This is a genomic window from Pseudidiomarina marina (assembly GCF_003987045.1).
Lineage (GTDB): Bacteria > Pseudomonadota > Gammaproteobacteria > Enterobacterales > Alteromonadaceae > Pseudidiomarina > Pseudidiomarina marina.
This window is the reverse complement of record NZ_PIPZ01000001.1, coordinates 886,166-903,661: the sequence shown is the minus strand read 5'-3', so window position 1 is coordinate 903,661 and position 17,496 is coordinate 886,166. Positions and strand designations below refer to the sequence as shown.

Genomic DNA, 17,496 nt, shown 5'->3' with positions numbered 1-17,496 from the left:
TTTAATGCTGGTCGTCAGCGTGGTCATCAGCGTAAGGGTCAGCATACCCTAGTGCTGCTAAAATGTCTCTTTCGAGCTGTTCCATATGCTCGGCTTCGTCGTCTTCAATATGGTCATAACCTAGCAAATGCAAGGTTCCGTGTACAACCATATGCGCCCAATGTGCGATTAACGGCTTATTTTGTTCTCTCGCTTCCTTGGCAACCACTTCGGCGCAAATCACTAAATCGCCCAATAAGTTGATAGGCAACGGAATCGGCGATTCGAACGGAAACGATAACACGTTGGTTGCGTAGGTTTTGTTTCGGTACTGTTGATTTAGCGCAAGACCCTCTTCCGGATCAACAATGCGTAAGGTCAGTTCGGTTTCTGTGGTGCTGTTTAGATGATGCAACACCGCTTCAACCCATGCCTCAAAAGAAGCTTCTGACGGCAATTCGGCTGCATCGCAGGCAATTTGCACGTCGATAGTTACGTGGTTCATGAGTTTTCGTCAAACGCCTCATAGGCCTGCACAATGCGTTGCACCACTGGATGGCGCACAACATCAGAAGCTTGGAAGAAGGTGAAACTAACATCATCGACGTCTTTTAATACCTCGATGACGTGACGTAACCCTGATTTTTGGCCGCGTGGTAAGTCTACTTGGGTGATATCACCGGTAATAACGGCACATGAATTAAAGCCAATACGGGTGAGGAACATTTTCATTTGTTCACACGTGGTATTTTGGCTTTCATCAAGAATAATAAACGCGTCGTTCAGAGTGCGGCCGCGCATGTAGGCAAGCGGTGCAACTTCAATGACGTTTCGTTCAATCAGTTTTTCGACTTTTTCAAAGCCAAGCATTTCAAACAACGCGTCATATAACGGGCGTAAATAGGGGTCAACTTTTTGTGCTAGATCGCCTGGTAGGAAACCAAGCTTTTCGCCCGCTTCAACTGCTGGACGCGTTAATAGAATGCGACGGATTTCTTGACGTTCCAAGGCATCAACGGCACAGGCAACGGCCAAATAAGTTTTACCGGTACCGGCAGGACCCACGCCAAAGTTCACATCATGAGTCAAAATAGCGCGTACATACTCAGCCTGATTATGATTGCGCGGCTTAATTAACCCACGTTTGGTTTTGATGTGGGTCATTTTCTCTGCCGCGGGATCGTTATCAGGCGATTGCTCGAGCACTTTGGCTTGTTGTACTGCTAGATGTACCATCTGGGGTGTTACTTTGCCTTCCTCGCCTTTAACCGTCGCTGTTTCGACATAAAGGTCGCGCAGAATTTTAGCGCCTGCTTGCACCGTATGATTCGGTCCAATCAAACGAAATTCGTTGTGGCGATAACTAATTTCAATGCCTAGGCGACGTTCAATATGCTTTAAATTTTCATCTAAAGCGCCGCAAAGATCAGCAATACGGCGATTGTCGGCTGGTTCTAAATCAATGTCTAACGTACTAACAGTTTGACTCAAGGTTACCTCGTTAATTTAATTGGCTTGTGGCGGCACAAAGGTGGCGACACCCAATTCATCAGGCTGAGTTTTTGTCTGACGTGCGAGTATAGCTTGCGGCGATGTATCGACTCGTAAGCCCATATCGGACTCAACGCGCAAGACGTCACCACGCAGCGAGTTTACAAATACATCAGTGATTTTCACATCAACAAATTTACCAATCATATCTGGCGTACCGATAAAGTTCACAACGCGGTTGTTTTCGGTGCGGCCACTCAACTCCATTGGGTCTTTTTTCGATGGTCCAGTCACCAAAATACGCTGTTCAGTACCCAGCATTCGACGGGCGTGCGCATGCGCTTGTTGATTCAAGCGTTGTTGTAACAATTGCAGGCGCTGTTTCTTGGTGTCTTCGCTAACGTCATCTGGTAAATCAGCTGCAGGTGTACCAGGGCGCGCACTGTAGATGAAGCTGAAGCTCATGTCATAATCAATGGCTTGGATTAAATCCATTGTGGCTTCGAAATCAGCATCAGTTTCACCGGGGAATCCAATAATAAAGTCGGAACTCATGGCGATGTCTGGGCGAATTTTTTTCAGCTTACGGATCTGAGATTTATATTCGAGCGCCGTGTGACCGCGCTTCATTAATGTCAGAATACGATCAGAGCCACTTTGTACGGGTAAGTGTAAATGGCTTACCAGTTCTGGAATGGTTGCGTAAGCTTCAATGATATCGTCAGTAAACTCGACCGGATGAGATGTGGTGTAACGAATACGATCGATGCCATCAATAGCTGCCACAAGGTGCAATAGCTCGGCGAAACGGCAAACCGTTCCGTCATGATGCTCACCACGGAACGCATTCACGTTTTGTCCAAGTAGGTTTACTTCACGAACGCCTTGCTCAGCCAATTGTGCGATTTCAAATAATACGTCGTCAACTGGACGACTTACTTCTTCACCGCGAGTGTAGGGCACAACACAGAAGGTACAGTATTTGCTACAACCTTCCATAATTGACACGAACGCCGTCGGACCATCCGCTTTTGGTTCTGGTAAGCGGTCAAATTTTTCAATTTCAGGGAAAGAAATATCAACCATTGGTGTGTGGTTGGTTTGCACTTGTTTGACCATTTCAGGTAAGCGATGCAGAGTTTGCGGACCAAAGACGATATCAACGTAGGGCGCTCGTTGACGAATATGGTCACCTTCTTGCGATGCCACACAGCCACCAACACCTATGACGAGGTCAGGATTTTTATCCTTCAGGGTTTTCCAGCGTCCCAACTGATGGAACACCTTCTCTTGCGCTTTTTCGCGAATTGAGCAGGTATTGAGCAGGATCAAGTCAGCCTCTTCTGGCTCTGCAGCGACATCATAACCGTGAGTTGCTTTAAGTAGATCAGCCATTTTCGCTGAATCATACTCGTTCATCTGACAACCCCACGTTTTAATATATAACTTCTTACTCATAAACCTCTGCGCTCATCTACTTCGTTGCGTCGCTTATCGAATTGATACGACCACAAACGGACACCACATCTTAAAAGGGTAGCTATTTTAGCTTGAACCAAGCCTAACTGCCAACTTTGTGACCAGTTTCTGCCTTACGACGTGTACGAATTGCTAAATATCCAGCAACCGTAATAATCGAGGCGCCTAAAATCATACTCATGGTAATGGGTTCATCCCAGAACCAGTAACCCATGAGCGCCGCAAATATCACGGAGCTGTAGGTGAATACACCAACGCGCGCGGCCGGTGCTAAGGCAAAAGCCTTCGTCATGCCAAGCTGACCGGCGACTGCCAGACCACCCATGGCGGTAATACTTAACCAATGTTCACTGGCAATAGATTCGCCCCGCCAAATGAGTGGAATTGCTGAAATCACAGTCGCTAGCGTTGAGAAATAAAAGACAATTTTACTCGATGACTCCGTTGCTGACATCTGCCGGATCAATGTTTTGGTAAATGCGGCTAAACACGCTGCGATGAACGCGACGCCAATAATGGGAGATAACTGAGCTTGAGCGGGATTCAAAAAAATAAATACGCCGATAAAACCAATACCTATAGCAATCCAAGTTTGCGTGATCACGCGCTCGTTTAACCAAACTCGGCCGATAATTGGGATAATAAATGGCGACAATAATAAAACTAGAGTTGCTTGCGCGAGCGGTAAATTTGCAATGGCGTAAAAGAATAAATACATTGCCGCAAGACCAGCTAAACCGCGAGTTAAATGAAAACGCCAGGCTTTGGTTTTAAATGCGCTTGGACCTTTGCGCCATAACCATGGTAACAATACGACAAACGCCATTAAATTTCTGAAAAACACTAATTGTTCAGAGGGTAAATCAGTGCTCAAATATTTCACCAATGCACTGACACCTGCAAAACAAAGTTCGGCGCCAAGCACTAACGCAGAAGCAATGACCACCGTTCGTTGTGGGGTGTCCATAGAGTCCTTACGCGGTGTCTGAACCGCACCCAGAGAGAAGAATAATGAACCGTTATCTTATCACGATCACTTTACTTACGTTGAGCAATGTTTTTATGACTTTTGCGTGGTATGCACATTTAAAAAACATGGCTGATAAACCGTGGATTATGGCTGCTTTTGCGAGTTGGGGTATTGCCTTGGTTGAATATTTACTGCAAGTGCCAGCTAATCGGATTGGTTATGAAGTCATGAATCTTGGTCAATTAAAAATCCTACAAGAAGTGATCACGCTTTCAGTATTTGTGCCATTTGCTTTGTTCTACATGAAAGAAAAGTTAACGTGGGATTATTTATGGGCTGGGCTGTGTATTTGTGGTGCGGTATTTTTTATTATGCGCAGTAAGTTAACCGGTTAAATAGGGATTTTTTTATGAAAGTGGTCATTGTCGGCGGTGGTATGGTGGGCGCTGGTGCTGCTGTTTCCTTAGCGAAACAGGGGTATGAAGTAACTGTCATAGAAGCGGGCAAGGCCGTATCGAGTGGTGGTGACTGGGATCTGCGTATCTCATCCATTCACCTGCGTAATGTCGAGTGGCTTCATGAATTGGGTACGTGGTTAAATATTCGTGCTGAGCGGAAATTGATGTATACCGATTTGGCGGTGCAAACAGTGGATGGACAACGCTTGCAGTTCTCAAATCTAGACGCTGATGCGATAGCACTTGGCGCCATGGTTGAAAATAATGCGTTGCAAGAGGCGTTGTGGGAGCAATTCTCGGAGCACAATATTAGGGTATACAGCGAAACACGCGTCGAAACTTTTGACCTAGCTGATCGCAGTGTGACATTAAGCAACGGCGAAAAACTCTCATATGATTTGTTGTTGGGAGCCGACGGCGCACAATCGCAAGTGGCATTTGCCGCCCACATCGGTCAACGTGGTTGGGATTACGACATGCGCTGTCTGTTGGCGATTGCAGAGGTTGAGCAGCCCATACCGGCAACCACATGGGAAATATTCCGTAGTGAGGGACCGTTTGCACTATTACCGTTGAGTACTCATCAAGCGTGTTTAATCGACTACCGTTCAGAGTCGCAGTGGCAAGAGTTTAGCGGGAATAGCGATGCGGTAAAGCAAAGTTTGAACGAAGTTTTTGAGCCACATATTGGTCAACATACCGTCACGAAATTCGCGAGTTTTCCATTACGTCGACAGCGTGCCTTGCGCTATATCAGTCATGATTCGGTTGCCTTGATCGGTGATGCGGCGCATAGCATTCATCCGCTAGCGGGGCAGGGTGTGAACTTAGGCTTTGCTGATGTTCAGGAACTGACACGGCAACTCGTTAAACAGCCGCTTCCGCAGGCATTAGTTAATTATGAGCGGGTGCGTATGCAAGAGAATCAACAGATGATGCGAGCGATGGATGCGATTCACGTAGGCTTTCGTTCACAACATTTGTTGCCGCGAGGTTTGGTTGCGTTTGGTTTGGCGTTGGTCGGGAAAGTCGCACCGCTTAAACAAGCGCTAGTACGCAAAGCCATCGGCTTTTAGAGCGTTACTCGTTACTCGTTATTCGTTATTCGTTATTGGGTATTCGAAGGGGAAATTCAGGAAACAAAAAAGCGTCATTGGTTAATCGCAATTTGATGTTATTAGCTTTGACCAATAACGAATAACGACTAACCAATAACGCTTTCAGTCTGTTCATTGCGGTTCACCACCGAGGTGGTGCGGAGGGGGGGACTTGAACCCCCACGAGCGTTAGCTCACTAGCACCTGAAGCTAGCGCGTCTACCAATTCCGCCACCCCCGCAATACACAGGGGAAAAAGTGGCTGGGGTATCAGGATTTGAACCTGAGAATGGCGGGATCAAAACCCGCTGCCTTACCGCTTGGCTATACCCCAACACTGGGTGCATCAAGAAGAGAGTGGCGATGGCTGGGGTACCAGGATTTGAACCTGGGAATGGCGGGATCAAAACCCGCTGCCTTACCGCTTGGCTATACCCCAACTGAATATACCGCCTGACAGTTTGAGTTGGTGCGGACGGAGAGACTTGAACTCTCACGCCGTGAGGCACTGGAACCTAAATCCAGCGTGTCTACCAATTCCACCACGTCCGCCCAAAGGGAATTTGATTGGTGGCTACGGCGAGATTCGAACTTGCGACCCCAGCATTATGAGTGCTGTGCTCTAACCAGCTGAGCTACGTAGCCAACATCAAATTTTTATCAAACTGCACTCGTTGAGTGCGGCGCGTATTATGCAAATCAGGGGCGAAAGCGTCAACCTCTTTTTCTCAAAAAATCCATGATTTCTGCGCGATTGCTTAAAAAACGGATAGTTTGCTTATTTATTCGGCGACTAATCGACCAGTTGATACGAAACAGTGGATACAACACGCACTATTTTTAGGTGCGGCGTATTTGAGTCTCGATCATAAATACTGAATTGTCCCTGATTGGCACTGCGAATTTTGCCTAACTGACTTTCAGAATGTTCAGCGAAGCGTAATGCAACCTCTCGTGCATTGCGTGCGGATTCTTCAATCATACTTGGTTTAATAGCATTTAACCCGTTGAAATGATATTCGACGGCGCTTTCATAATTATTTCCGCTTAAGCTAACTCCCTGTTTACCAAGCTCCGATAATTGCTGACGCAATTCACGAACCCGATCGACTTTTTCAGTATATACCGTCAGTGTCTGTTCGCCGGTATAGCGCAAGCCGACGTCTTCAGTAGCCCAACGCTCGGCAAGTTTATCGAGTACATTCGGTGCAGACACTGACAACTCTGTTTCATCGAAACCATTAACTAAGAGAAAAGCGCGAACGGCTTGGATATCTTTATCAAGTTCTTCATATATCGTGTTTTGAGTGTTGCCAGCACGAACCACTTTCAATGGCCATATAGCGGTATCGGCTTTAACTTCTCGCTCAGCTAATCCTTTCACTTCAACCACGCGGTCGAAACTCCGGAAGTTTTGCACACTATTACTCAGTCCATAGCTGAGCAGACCGGCACTGATAATTGCACCGATGGTAAATATAACGGCATTGCTGGAACGAGAAGTTGTCATCGCTTTATCCTAGTCAGATTAGGGGAGGGTACGGTTACCACGGCAGTGAATCACCGTTGCTATGCCTAAATTGACCTGTGGTTTCAATGGATAGTTCATCGATACGTTGAATTAATCGTTCAGCTGCCGTATCAGCACTTATATCGCCCGCATTGTTGACCATCTCGGTTTGTACGAAGCCTGGATGTAGCATAGCGACAGCGATACCATCTTCTTTCAAATCGTTTGCTAGTGACACGCCTGCTGCATTCAAGGCAGCTTTGCTCATACGATAACCATAATAAGCGCCAGAACCATTGTCGGCCATTGATCCCATGCGACTTGTGATCATGATGACTTTGCTGCCTTTGTGAAGGTTGTTTCGCAGTGCATCAGTCACTAACAGAGGCCCCATGGCATTCACTTTGAATTGAGCTTCGATGGTTGATGTTGAGAGACTGCCAAGTTGTTCGCGTTCAAGCAGGCCTGCATTATTCACTAACGTATCGATGGGTTGTCCCTTTAACTGTTGACTCAGCTCGATAATACTTTCTGGGTTAGTCACATCGATATTCTCAATAATTGAAACGCCGAGTGCTTTGAGTTCGCTAGAAGCTTTACGGCAGACAGCGGTTACTTTGTTGCCGCGTTGCTTAAATTGTGTTGCTAAAGCTAAGCCGATGCCTCGGTTGGCGCCAGTAATTACAATATGCTGTGTCATTGTTACTCCTTAAATTAAGTTTTTAGGATTCAGCAACTGCTCGAGTTTTTCTTTTGGGATATCAGTCATTTCAATAGCGACTTCGAGAATAGGGCGCTGTTGCTGATAGGCTTGTTTGGCAATTTCAGCCGCTTTGTTGTAGCCAATTTCTCTATTCAAAGCGGTTACGAGTATCGGATTTTTTGCCAAGGCTTCATTTAAACGGTTGTGATTCACCGTAAATTCAGCAATAGCGCTGTCGGCAAGTGCATGTGCTGCGTTGCTAAGTAATTCGATGCTTTGCAATTGGTTAAAGGCAATCACTGGTAGCATCACGTTCAATTGAAAATTACCTTGCTGAGCGGCAATCGAAACGGTGTGATGGTTACCAGCAACCTGCGCGCAAACCATCGCTACAGCTTCGGGAATAACAGGATTTACTTTGCCAGGCATGATGCTACTACCAGGTTGTAAAGCTTTTAAACTAATTTCACCGAGCCCCGCCAATGGTCCGCTATTCATCCATCGCAAATCATTACTTATTTTCATCAATACAGCACTTAGTGCGTTGAGTTGGCCGCTTAGCATTAGGTTGACTTCCTGTCCGGCAATGCCCGCAAATGGGTTGCTGCTTGCTCGGAATTCGGTTGCGGTGCGCTGACTCAAGAAACGGCAAAACCGTTCGCCAAAATGTTCAGGTGCATTGATTCCTGAGCCAATCGCAGTGCCACCTTGAGGCAAGTTGCTGGCAAGCGATACTGCTTGATTTAAACCGCTTTCAACATGTTCAAGTTGCGTGCTCCAAGCGCGTAACTCTTGCGCCATGCTTAAAGGCATCGCGTCCATCAAATGAGTGCGACCGGTCTTAATGGTCTCAGTGAGTGTTTTCGCCTTACTTTCTATGGTTTGCTTTAAATGTGCCAGTGCGGGTAGCAAGCGTTGTCGCAGACTAAGTACACTGCTGACTAATATTGCAGTTGGAATAACGTCGTTGCTGCTTTGGCTGGCATTGACATGATCGTTCGGGTGAATTTGTTCATCGCAGAGTTTTTCAGCAAGTGAGGCTATTACCTCATTTATATTCATGTTGGTGCTGGTACCCGAGCCAGTCTGAAATATATCAAGCGGAAAGGCATTGTCGGCTTGCCCAGATAATATGGCCTCAACGGCCTTATGAATTGCGTTGGCTTGCTGTTCTGAAATCACTTTGGCTGCAAAGTTTGCGTCAGCAGCCGCGGCTTTTATATGGGCGAGAGTATGAATAAACGCAATGGGGAACTGCAGATTGCTTAACTGGAAATTTTGTCTCGCACGTTCGGTTTGGGCTCGCCATAGTGCGTCTTTGGGGACTCTAACTTGACCCATGCTATCGCTTTCAATTCGCGTATCTGTGTGTTGATTGTTACTTTGTTGCATGTTTTACCCCTGTGGGTTAACAAATGTAGTGCATTTGTTGAAGCTGATCAGTTAAGCTGATCTCAATCGATTAATTTTAGTACTTAATAGTAACCTTATCCCTAAAGCATGGGGTCACAATGACCAAGTTTCAAATCGTTTTGTTAATCACAGTATGGTTCACGCACAGTTGTTCGCCCGTTTCTGCGCAGGAGACCATGGCAAATGACACGTTGACGGTCACGGTGCTAGATCGTAATCAGCAACCACTGGCGCTTGCTGTGGTTAGCATCAACGGAGTTGAAAGTGCCAACCAAACATCAACAGTAGCGATTATGGATCAGGTTGATCGCTTGTTTGTGCCCTACGTGTTAGTGGTTCGAGAAAACTCTCAAGTTAAGTTCCCAAATAGCGATAATATTCGCCATCAAGTGTATTCATTTTCAGAAGTAAAACCGTTCGAACTGCCGTTATATAGCAACCGAGAAGCGCCTGAAATTCGATTCGAACAATCAGGCATTGTTGTGCTTGGTTGCAATATTCACGACCACATGCAGGCTTATATTTATGTGAGCCCTCATGAATTGTCTCGACAAACAGACAATGCCGGGCAGGTGATGTTGCCCGCTGGCGCAAGTAACGTGCATATTTGGTATCCATCGCTCACCGATACGGTGACTGACGAGATGGTCGTGCCGTTAGTTGAGGGACAAACGCAATTGACAGTAACGTTGCCAATACAAGCGCAACAACAAAATCCGCCGCCAGTGTCGGCACTGCAGCAGCGATTTAATCGTCGGAAAAATAATAACTAAATGAAAATAAAAAGTTTTCGCTCTCGACTCTTACTGGTATTTACCGCGCTTGCGAGTGCGGTTTTATTGTTTGCGCTTATTGCGATTTGGTTAGCTACATCGCAACAATCTGAGCGAACGTTAGAGCGTGAACTCGAAGTCAGCGAACGGGTTTTTGCCGAGCTCGTTGATGTTCGAGCTCAGCAGTTACAGCAAGCGGCCGAGGTATTAACGACTGATTTTGGGTTTCGCGAGGCCATTGCAAGCAGCGATGAAGATACCATTATTTCAGCGCTGGTAAATCATGGTCAACGCATCGGCACGGATCTGATCGTTGTGCAATCGCCCAAAGGTGAAGAAATCGCCGCAACACACTCCCCACAATTACTACCATCGCTGTCACTGTTAACAGACGCGCCAGTTAAAGCTCAATTCGTTACTGTTAACGAAGAAATTTTTCAAATCGTTACCGTGCCTGTGCGGGCGCCAAATTTAATTGCATGGGCAACGCTGGGGTTTGCCGTGGATGACGACTTTGCTGTTCTGATGCGGCAATTAACTCATGCTGATATTACATTTTTAAATCTGACTACGGGCGTTGTCTACGCGACGAGTTTAGCGACCGAGCAGCGGCAAATGATGGCGACAAACTCAAATAATTTACAACAAGCTTTAGCTGCCAATAATGTCGCAGCCCATGTATCGCTATTTAACGGCGATAGTGCCGCGCTCAATACTGAATCAAACTTGATGATTGTTTTCAGTACCGACAAGCTCGAGGCGACACAAGAGTTTTTAACCTTGCAACGTCAATATATTGGTATTGCTGTGGCAACATTAATATTTGCTGGACTGCTGGCGACAGTGACGGCGCGAAAAATAAGCCAACCGATAACCACACTAACTGATGCAGCAAAAAAACTTGGCGCAGGTGACTACCGCGAAGCCGTGACCATACAGCGCGCTGACGAATTTGGCGCGTTAAGTGATGCTTTTGAGGGCATGCGTCAAGGAATCGCTGAGCGCGAACAACAAATTATGTTTCAACTGGAGCATGATTTACTAACAGGTTTGCCAAATCGGGTTTCTATCCGAGCATCACTGAAACGTGCGATTGAATCGTCAGAAAGTGGTTATGTTGTCTTGTTGAATGTTGCCCGATTCGGCGAGGTTAATGATCGCTTTGGGCAGCAAGTGGGTGATGAACTTTTACGTATGATTGCACATCGTCTTCGTGATGCTGTGACGGCGAATTGGATAGTTGGTCACCTTGGCGGCGATGAGTTTGTTTTGGTTGGTAGGCAGCAAAGCGAGCCACAAGTAAACTCACTTATTACGGTGTTAAAGTCTGAGTTGAGTTCGCCTTGGTGGTATGAAGAAACCAGCTATTTGCTCGATTTCCATGCGGGGTACTTGGCCTATCCTCATGCTGCAGATGATGCTGATAGTTTACTACGTCGCGCACAGCTTTGTGCGCGTCAGGCAAAACGAGAAAACGTTTTTGCGGTAGTCTACAGTCAGGGAATGGATGAACAATATCTACGGCGTTTGCAAATTGTTCAAGCGTTACCGAGTGCGGTTCGCGAACAGCGTCTTCAATTACATTTTCAACCAAAACTTTCCTGTCAAAACGGGCAGGTTCTGGGCGTCGAAGCGTTACTAAGATGGCGCGATGAACAACTCGGCGTTGTACGGCCTGATGAATTTATTCCGTTGGCAGAACAGACCGGCGAAATTCAACGTTTAACGCGCTGGGTTTGCGGCGCTGCTTTAGATCAATTGCAGCTGTGGCATGAACAGGGGCTGCAACTGAGTTTAGCGATTAACTTATCAGCACTTGATCTGCAATGGCATGAATTAGTTGCCTTTGTCACGGACGCGGCTAAGCAGCGCGGTTTGTCGGCAGCATCGATTACTTTGGAGGTTACCGAGAGTGCGGTGATGGTTGACCCAGAGCAAGCTATTTTGCGGTTAGGAGAGTTGCGTCAGGCTGGATTTAAAATTGCAATTGACGATTATGGCACAGGATACGCTTCGTTGGCGCAACTCAAGCGGCTACCAGCTGATGAATTAAAACTGGATCGTTCGTTCATTCAGAACATTGCATCGTCAACTGCCGACCAAACCATTGTGCGCTCAACGATTTTACTGGCGCACGAACTCGAATTGACAACGGTTGCTGAAGGTATTGAAGAAGATTCGGCTTGGCAGGTATTAAAGCAATTAGGATGCGACACAGTGCAGGGTTTTTACTTCAGTCGACCGCTTGCGGCGGCGCAGTTCGAACAGTGGTTGCATCGTTACCAAAGAGAGATTAACCATGCGTAAATTAACTCGGGTTGCTGCCCCGGCTTTAGCCGTTGCCACGTTGTTCGTTAGTCATCATGCGATGGCTGATTTTGGCCGAATTATTGCAACTGGCGGATTAACCACTGTTGAAGGGAGTGGCGGTGGTGGTCTAGTGCCTTGGGCAACGCTTTCGAGCTATGCCGAAGAAGGGCAGTGGGGCGGAACAATCGCCTATAATCAAGTGAACCTTGATGACTACAAGTTAGCAGTAAAAGCCGCAACGATTTCTGTTGATAACCGTTGGGAATTTAGTGTCGCCAAGCAGCAGTTTGATTTATTAAGTCTTGGGGGCAGTCTGAAACAGGATATCTATGGCATCAAATATCGCCTCGGTGGTGATGTTTTGTATGGTGCAATGCCGCAATTTACTGTTGGCCTCCAGCATAAGCGAAATCAATCGTTTGACTTACCACAAGCGGTTGGCGCAAAAGATGATACAGGTACGGATATCTATTTCAGTGGCGCCAAAGTTTGGTTGGATGGAATATGGCATCGCACTTGGTTGGCGAACGTAACGTTACGTGCGACTAAAGCAAACGAAATGGGCCTACTTGGATTTGGTGGTGATGCCAACAACAGTTATGAGCTGCAAGGTGAAATTGCTGTCGGCATGTTTATTAACCGAAACTGGGCCGTTGGCGTTGAGTATCGGCAAAAACCAAATAATCTAGGGTTCGCAGAAGAACATGATTGGTACGATATTTTTATTGGTTGGTTTCCGCATAAGCGCATTGCGTTTGCGCTTGCCTACACACAGCTAGAATCAATCGCCGGTGCCGATGGCCAAGATGGCATTTATGGTTCGCTACAGGTCACATTTTAAGGGGGCGACGATGGCTCGAATATTTTTAGTAGCGATATGGCTGTTGTTAGCGGTTCCAGTTGTTGCCATGGAACGGACGCTGTACGACGAACTTGGTCAAGAACAAGGGATCAGCCAGCTGATGGAGGCCTTTATCCTTGAAATTGCCGAGGACGACCGGGTTATTCATCATTTTGAAAATGTCGATATCGATCGCTTTCACCGCATGCTGTCTGAACATATTTGTGAACTTTCTGGGGGACCCTGTAAGTATTCGGGGGAATCTATGGTAACGGTTCATACTGGAATGAATATTTCGCGGGCTGAATTTAATGCGGTGGTCGAGAACTTGATGACAGCCATGGATCAGCAGCAACTGGCAGTTAGTACACAAAACCGATTACTTGCTATACTCGCTTCATTCCATAAGGAAGTGATTTACCAATAACAAAAGAGAGAGCAGGTTTTCCCCGCCATGATAAAAATTAAAATACCGCACACCTTGGTGCTGATGCTGTATATGATGATTGCAGCATTGATTCTGACTTGGATAATTCCAGCTGGCGAATTTCAACGTACCGTTAATGATATTGGGCAAACCGTTGTCCAACCTGGCACCTATAGCGTTCTTGAAGAACAACCACTGCTGAGTCCGTTAACTCTGTTTACGGTCATTCCGCAAGCCTTAGGCGATGCTCAAGCCGTTATCTTCTTTGTTCTATTGATTGGCGGCGTCATGGGTATTTTACGTGCTACCGGTATGTTAGATGCGCTGATTGGCTTATTGCTAAAGAAGTTTGCTGATAAAACAGGATTATTAATTCTCGGCGGTATGCTGACATTCGGTATTTTCTCGGCATTAATCGGTGTTGCTGAAGAGTATTTGATTTTCGTTGCTATGTTAGTGGCGCTATGTCGAGCCTTGAAGCTTGATGGCATTACTGCCATGGGTATTTTGATTGTAGGATACGGAATTGGCTACGGTTTATCCCTGTTTAATCCGTTTACCTTACTCATTGCCCAAGCGGTCGCTGAAGTACCACCCGCTTCAGGTTTATGGTACCGGTTAGTTTTGTGGCCAGTGTTATTCGGTATTGGTTTTCATCATGTGTATGGTTATGCCAAACGCGTTGCCGCAGATCCTTCAGCGTCATTATTGGCTGATATCACTCCAGCTAAAACCACTGAACAAGAAGACTATCCGGCACTTGATGGACGTCACAAAATTATTCTACTAGGCTTTGTTGCTGTATTGGGCGTACTAATTTGGGGTATTAAAGTTCATGGTTGGTATTTGGTTGAACTTAGTGCGTTATTTTTAGGTTTCGGGTTATTTGCAGCTCTGATTGCTAAAATGAGTGCCAGTGATGCAGCTAACAAGTTCATTGAAGGTGCGGCTGAATTAACCGCTACGGCGCTACTGATTGGCTTTGCTCGTTCGATTGCTATGATTATGGAACAAGGTCAGGTTCTCGACACGGTTATTTATTATCTAGCGATGCCAGTGGAAGCGTTTGGGGCACATTTTGGCGCAGTCAGTATGCTGATTATTCAAAGCATCTTGAATCTGTTTATTCCTTCAGGAAGCGGTCAAGCCTTTGTGACTATGCCAATTATGGTACCAATAGCCGATACAGCTGGCATTGGTCGGCAAATTGCAGTGCTTGCATTCCAAATGGGGGATGGCTTGATGAATATGATTGTGCCAACTAATCCAGTATTAATGGGTATTCTAGGTTTGGCCGGTGTACCTTATGAGCGTTGGTTTAAATTCATCGCACCGCTTATGTTGAAGCTGCTATTCGCCTGTGCAATAGCGATGGTTGTTGCTGTAGCGATAGGTTATCAATAACTAAAAACGGATTAAATTGCGATATGGATAGTGCGTCTACAATGACTAAAGTTGAGGATGCCTCAGCGGTACAGGAAGCTGTGCCGCCATGTCTTGTATCGACACGATGGCTGGCGGCGAATTGTAAGAAAAGCCATGTTCATGTGTTGGATGCGAGCATGACTAAAGTTGTTGGGCGCACCCCACTGGAATACAACGAATTAACGGTTATTCCTAATTCAATCTATTTGGATTTAGAGCAACGATTAACCGACACCTCCGCGGCATTACCCAATACATTTCCTACTGCCGAGCAAGTGACATTAGCCCTGCAAGATCTGGGGGTTAATAAAACGGATACGGTGGTATTGTATGACAACCAAGGTATTTACTCGTCGCCACGAGCATGGGTCATACTAAAAGCCATGGGATTCGAGAACGTTTGTATTCTAGATGGTGGTTTGCCGCAATGGTTGGCTGATAATTATCCTGCTGGAACGGAGTATGCACTGCCACGGACTGCGCGGGGTAACTTCGTCGCTAAATTCAATAAGAACTGGCTGGTTTCGTCAAAAGAAGTACTTAAAGCAACCCAAAGCGGCTCAAGTAGTATTATTGATGCACGTTCGCCAGAGCGCTTTCTGGGCACCAAGCCAGAGCCGCGCGAAGGAATGCGTAGCGGCCATATTCGCAGCTCTTTTAATTTACCATTTCTCGAAGTACTCGATGATAACCGCTATAGAAAACCAGATGAACTCGAAGAAATGTTTATCTCGTTGGTGGGACCAAAATCACCCCATTTAATATTGACCTGTGGTTCAGGTATCACGGCATGTATTTTATTAGTTGCGGCAAGAATCGCCGGTTTTACTGAAGTGCAACTCTATGATGGGTCATGGTCCGAATGGGGCGCCAATCCACAACTCCCCATCGAACCAATCTCTTCTTCGAATAACGAGTAACCAATAACGCTTTTATACGTTAAACCGGAACAAGATCACGTCGCCATCTTTCACGATATAATCTTTACCTTCTTCACGACGCTTTCCAGCCTCTTTAGCGCCCTGTTCACCTTTGTACTCAATATAGTCATCATAACCAACAACCACGGCACGGATAAAACCTTTCTCAAAGTCAGTATGAATTTTGCCAGCTGCTTGTGGCGCCGTTGCGCCTACCGGAATAGTCCAAGCGCGAACTTCTTTGACACCAGCAGTGAAATAGGTTTGCAGATTCAATAGCTGATAGCCGCCACGAATAACACGGTTCAAGCCTGGTTCGGTTAAGCCCAAATCAGCCATAAACTCGGTTTTTTCTTCATCATCAAGCTCGGCAATTTCCGATTCGATTTCGGCACATACAGGAACAACAATCGCATTTTCTTTGCTGGCTATTTCACGCACTTTGTCGAGGTATGGATTGTTCTCAAAGCCATCGTCATTCACGTTGGCGATATACATGGTTGGCTTCATGGTGAGCAAATTGTAGCTTCGAATTGTCGCTTTTTCGTCGTCCGATAACGCTACCGAACGTGCCATTTCACCGTTCTCGAGAGCAGGTAATAGCTTTTGCAAAACAGCAATTTCAGCGGCCGCTTGTTTATCACCACCTTTGGCTTTTTTGCCCTGACGATGAATCGCTTTCTCGACACTATCTAAGTCAGCCAGCGCAAGCTCGGTGTTAATGACCTCGATGTCTTCAGCTGGATCAACCTTTCCGGCTACGTGAACAATGTTATCGTTCTCGAAACAACGAACCACATGACCAATCGCGTCTGTTTCACGAATGTTCGCTAAAAACTGGTTACCTAAACCTTCACCTTTTGAAGCACCTTTTACCAAACCTGCGATATCCACAAATTCCATGGTCGTTGGCACCACACGTTGTGGGTTCACAATTTTAGCGAGCTCGTCGAGACGTGGATCAGGTACCGCGACCACACCAGTATTTGGCTCAATGGTACAGAAAGGGAAGTTTGCAGCTTCAATACCTGCTTTGGTCAGCGCGTTAAACAGCGTTGATTTACCTACGTTCGGCAAGCCGACGATACCACACTTGAATCCCATGCTTATTTCTCTCTCTGTGCTTTGAAACTATGTAAATGCTGTGTTGCCGCACGCAGATCTTGCTGCATTAATATATCAATGCTGCGGCATGCTTCCGTAATGGTATCGTCCATCAATTGTTGCTCAGCTTGAGGTGCTTTACCGAGCACCCAACCGGTGACTTTGCTTTTATCACCAGGATGACCGATACCGATACGTAAGCGATGAAAATCAGGTGTTCCCAATCGTGCGACAATGTCTTTAATGCCATTGTGACCGCCTGTACCACCGCCAGTTTTAAACTTTGCCACACCCGGTGGCAGATCGAGCTCATCATACGCAACTAAAATTTCGTGCGGCTCAATTTTATAGAAGTTCGCGAGGGTCGCCACGGCATTGCCGCTTCGATTCATAAATTGCATTGGCAGCAATAGACGTAAATCCATGGCGCCTTTCTGAATACGTGCGGTATGACCGAAGAATTTGGTTTCAGGCTGAAGTGTTTGGCCGTGCATACGAGCATATTGCTCGACTAACCAGAAGCCTGCATTGTGACGTGTTTGGGAGTATTCGGGGCCTGGATTACCCAGGCCCACGAGTAAGCGAATGGTCGACAT

General features: G+C 46.4%; 17 protein-coding genes and 5 tRNA genes. 8 read left to right on the top strand and 14 right to left on the bottom strand.

Annotated elements, in window-relative coordinates:
• Position 1: 1 nt before the first annotated feature.
• The 4 genes from ybeY to CWI76_RS04425 all read right to left on the bottom strand — a co-directional run bounded on the left by ybeY (position 2) and on the right by CWI76_RS04425 (position 3,916).
• A complete protein-coding gene (gene ybeY, locus CWI76_RS04440) occupies positions 2–484 on the bottom strand; it encodes an rRNA maturation RNase YbeY (RefSeq protein ID WP_126759126.1) in 483 nt (160 codons plus the stop codon).
• Positions 481–1,470, bottom strand: coding sequence for a PhoH family protein (locus tag CWI76_RS04435; protein WP_126759125.1), 990 nt, complete (start codon positions 1,468–1,470; stop codon positions 481–483). The genes ybeY and CWI76_RS04435 overlap by 4 nt, the downstream gene beginning before the upstream one ends.
• Before the next feature lie 15 nt (positions 1,471–1,485).
• Positions 1,486–2,928, bottom strand: a complete 1,443-nt coding sequence (gene miaB / locus CWI76_RS04430; RefSeq protein ID WP_126759124.1) for a tRNA (N6-isopentenyl adenosine(37)-C2)-methylthiotransferase MiaB — start codon at positions 2,926–2,928, stop codon at positions 1,486–1,488.
• A gap of 103 nt (positions 2,929–3,031) precedes the next feature.
• Positions 3,032–3,916: a DMT family transporter gene (locus CWI76_RS04425; protein ID WP_126759123.1), complete on the bottom strand. Its 885-nt coding sequence runs from the start codon at positions 3,914–3,916 to the stop codon at positions 3,032–3,034.
• A gap of 44 nt (positions 3,917–3,960) precedes the next feature.
• Here CWI76_RS04425 and CWI76_RS04420 point away from each other — a divergent pair, with 44 nt between their 5' ends.
• Positions 3,961–4,314: a DMT family protein gene (locus tag CWI76_RS04420; RefSeq protein ID WP_126759122.1), complete on the top strand. Its 354-nt coding sequence runs from the start codon at positions 3,961–3,963 to the stop codon at positions 4,312–4,314.
• Between the two features lie 14 nt (positions 4,315–4,328).
• Positions 4,329–5,453 (top strand): FAD-dependent oxidoreductase, encoded by a 1,125-nt coding sequence (locus CWI76_RS04415; protein ID WP_126759121.1) that lies wholly within the window; start codon positions 4,329–4,331, stop codon positions 5,451–5,453.
• 175 nt (positions 5,454–5,628) lie between these two features.
• On the opposite strand, the gene CWI76_RS04410 is transcribed toward CWI76_RS04415, so the two are convergent.
• From CWI76_RS04410 to CWI76_RS04375, 8 genes are all read right to left on the bottom strand, one after another.
• Positions 5,629–5,715, bottom strand: a tRNA-Leu gene (locus CWI76_RS04410).
• Between the two features lie 18 nt (positions 5,716–5,733).
• Positions 5,734–5,808: transfer RNA gene (locus CWI76_RS04405), tRNA-Gln, on the bottom strand.
• A gap of 30 nt (positions 5,809–5,838) precedes the next feature.
• Positions 5,839–5,913 (bottom strand) — tRNA-Gln (locus CWI76_RS04400).
• A 28-nt stretch (positions 5,914–5,941) separates the two neighbouring features.
• A tRNA-Leu gene (locus CWI76_RS04395) sits at positions 5,942–6,026 on the bottom strand.
• A 16-nt stretch (positions 6,027–6,042) separates the two neighbouring features.
• Positions 6,043–6,119 (bottom strand) — tRNA-Met (locus CWI76_RS04390).
• A 148-nt stretch (positions 6,120–6,267) separates the two neighbouring features.
• The gene (locus tag CWI76_RS04385) at positions 6,268–6,984 is read right to left on the bottom strand and encodes an SIMPL domain-containing protein (RefSeq protein WP_126759120.1); all 717 of its coding nucleotides are present in this window, start codon (positions 6,982–6,984) and stop codon (positions 6,268–6,270) included.
• A 34-nt stretch (positions 6,985–7,018) separates the two neighbouring features.
• Complete coding sequence (locus CWI76_RS04380; protein ID WP_126759119.1) at positions 7,019–7,684, bottom strand: SDR family oxidoreductase; 666 nt, start codon at positions 7,682–7,684, stop codon at positions 7,019–7,021.
• A 9-nt stretch (positions 7,685–7,693) separates the two neighbouring features.
• Positions 7,694–9,079 carry a class II fumarate hydratase gene (locus CWI76_RS04375; RefSeq protein WP_126759118.1) on the bottom strand — a complete coding sequence of 462 codons (1,386 nt, stop codon included), beginning with the start codon at positions 9,077–9,079 and terminating at the stop codon, positions 7,694–7,696.
• Between the two features lie 119 nt (positions 9,080–9,198).
• Here CWI76_RS04375 and CWI76_RS04370 point away from each other — a divergent pair, with 119 nt between their 5' ends.
• The 6 genes from CWI76_RS04370 to CWI76_RS04345 are packed head-to-tail and all read left to right on the top strand — an operon-like array spanning position 9,199 to position 15,796.
• Positions 9,199–9,873 (top strand): cupredoxin domain-containing protein, encoded by a 675-nt coding sequence (locus CWI76_RS04370; RefSeq protein ID WP_126759117.1) that lies wholly within the window; start codon positions 9,199–9,201, stop codon positions 9,871–9,873.
• A complete protein-coding gene (locus tag CWI76_RS04365) occupies positions 9,874–12,180 on the top strand; it encodes a bifunctional diguanylate cyclase/phosphodiesterase (RefSeq protein WP_126759116.1) in 2,307 nt (768 codons plus the stop codon).
• On the top strand, positions 12,173–13,024 hold the full coding sequence (locus tag CWI76_RS04360; RefSeq protein ID WP_126759115.1) for a DUF3034 family protein: 852 nt from the start codon (positions 12,173–12,175) through the stop codon (positions 13,022–13,024). The genes CWI76_RS04365 and CWI76_RS04360 overlap by 8 nt, the downstream gene beginning before the upstream one ends.
• 10 nt (positions 13,025–13,034) lie before the next feature.
• Entirely contained in the window at positions 13,035–13,451 is a 417-nt protein-coding gene (locus tag CWI76_RS04355) for a group I truncated hemoglobin (RefSeq protein ID WP_157980802.1), read from the top strand.
• A 27-nt stretch (positions 13,452–13,478) separates the two neighbouring features.
• Positions 13,479–14,855: a YfcC family protein gene (locus tag CWI76_RS04350; protein WP_126759113.1), complete on the top strand. Its 1,377-nt coding sequence runs from the start codon at positions 13,479–13,481 to the stop codon at positions 14,853–14,855.
• Between the two features lie 41 nt (positions 14,856–14,896).
• A complete protein-coding gene (locus CWI76_RS04345; protein ID WP_198678553.1) occupies positions 14,897–15,796 on the top strand; it encodes a sulfurtransferase in 900 nt (299 codons plus the stop codon).
• Between the two features lie 12 nt (positions 15,797–15,808).
• Here the strand turns inward: CWI76_RS04345 and ychF are convergent, their stop codons facing one another.
• Both ychF and pth read right to left on the bottom strand, forming a co-directional pair.
• Positions 15,809–16,900 carry a redox-regulated ATPase YchF gene (gene ychF / locus CWI76_RS04340; protein WP_126759111.1) on the bottom strand — a complete coding sequence of 364 codons (1,092 nt, stop codon included), beginning with the start codon at positions 16,898–16,900 and terminating at the stop codon, positions 15,809–15,811.
• A 2-nt stretch (positions 16,901–16,902) separates the two neighbouring features.
• Positions 16,903–17,496, bottom strand: coding sequence for an aminoacyl-tRNA hydrolase (gene pth, locus CWI76_RS04335; protein WP_126759110.1), 594 nt, complete (start codon positions 17,494–17,496; stop codon positions 16,903–16,905).

What these genes read in the sequence shown, in the direction of transcription:
- pth (WP_126759110.1), bottom strand. Translation starts at nt 17,496, where the DNA reads ATGTCGACCATTCGCTTACTCGTGGGCCTGGGTAATCCAGGCCCCGAA.
- CWI76_RS04345 (WP_198678553.1), top strand. Translation starts at nt 14,897, where the DNA reads ATGACTAAAGTTGAGGATGCCTCAGCGGTACAGGAAGCTGTGCCGCCA.
- CWI76_RS04375 (WP_126759118.1), bottom strand. Translation starts at nt 9,079, where the DNA reads ATGCAACAAAGTAACAATCAACACACAGATACGCGAATTGAAAGCGAT.
- ybeY (WP_126759126.1), bottom strand. Translation starts at nt 484, where the DNA reads ATGAACCACGTAACTATCGACGTGCAAATTGCCTGCGATGCAGCCGAA.
- CWI76_RS04365 (WP_126759116.1), top strand. Translation starts at nt 9,874, where the DNA reads ATGAAAATAAAAAGTTTTCGCTCTCGACTCTTACTGGTATTTACCGCG.
- CWI76_RS04350 (WP_126759113.1), top strand. Translation starts at nt 13,479, where the DNA reads ATGATAAAAATTAAAATACCGCACACCTTGGTGCTGATGCTGTATATG.
- CWI76_RS04385 (WP_126759120.1), bottom strand. Translation starts at nt 6,984, where the DNA reads ATGACAACTTCTCGTTCCAGCAATGCCGTTATATTTACCATCGGTGCA.
- miaB (WP_126759124.1), bottom strand. Translation starts at nt 2,928, where the DNA reads ATGAGTAAGAAGTTATATATTAAAACGTGGGGTTGTCAGATGAACGAG.
- CWI76_RS04380 (WP_126759119.1), bottom strand. Translation starts at nt 7,684, where the DNA reads ATGACACAGCATATTGTAATTACTGGCGCCAACCGAGGCATCGGCTTA.
- CWI76_RS04415 (WP_126759121.1), top strand. Translation starts at nt 4,329, where the DNA reads ATGAAAGTGGTCATTGTCGGCGGTGGTATGGTGGGCGCTGGTGCTGCT.
- CWI76_RS04370 (WP_126759117.1), top strand. Translation starts at nt 9,199, where the DNA reads ATGACCAAGTTTCAAATCGTTTTGTTAATCACAGTATGGTTCACGCAC.
- ychF (WP_126759111.1), bottom strand. Translation starts at nt 16,900, where the DNA reads ATGGGATTCAAGTGTGGTATCGTCGGCTTGCCGAACGTAGGTAAATCA.
- CWI76_RS04420 (WP_126759122.1), top strand. Translation starts at nt 3,961, where the DNA reads ATGAACCGTTATCTTATCACGATCACTTTACTTACGTTGAGCAATGTT.
- CWI76_RS04425 (WP_126759123.1), bottom strand. Translation starts at nt 3,916, where the DNA reads ATGGACACCCCACAACGAACGGTGGTCATTGCTTCTGCGTTAGTGCTT.
- CWI76_RS04360 (WP_126759115.1), top strand. Translation starts at nt 12,173, where the DNA reads ATGCGTAAATTAACTCGGGTTGCTGCCCCGGCTTTAGCCGTTGCCACG.
- CWI76_RS04355 (WP_157980802.1), top strand. Translation starts at nt 13,035, where the DNA reads ATGGCTCGAATATTTTTAGTAGCGATATGGCTGTTGTTAGCGGTTCCA.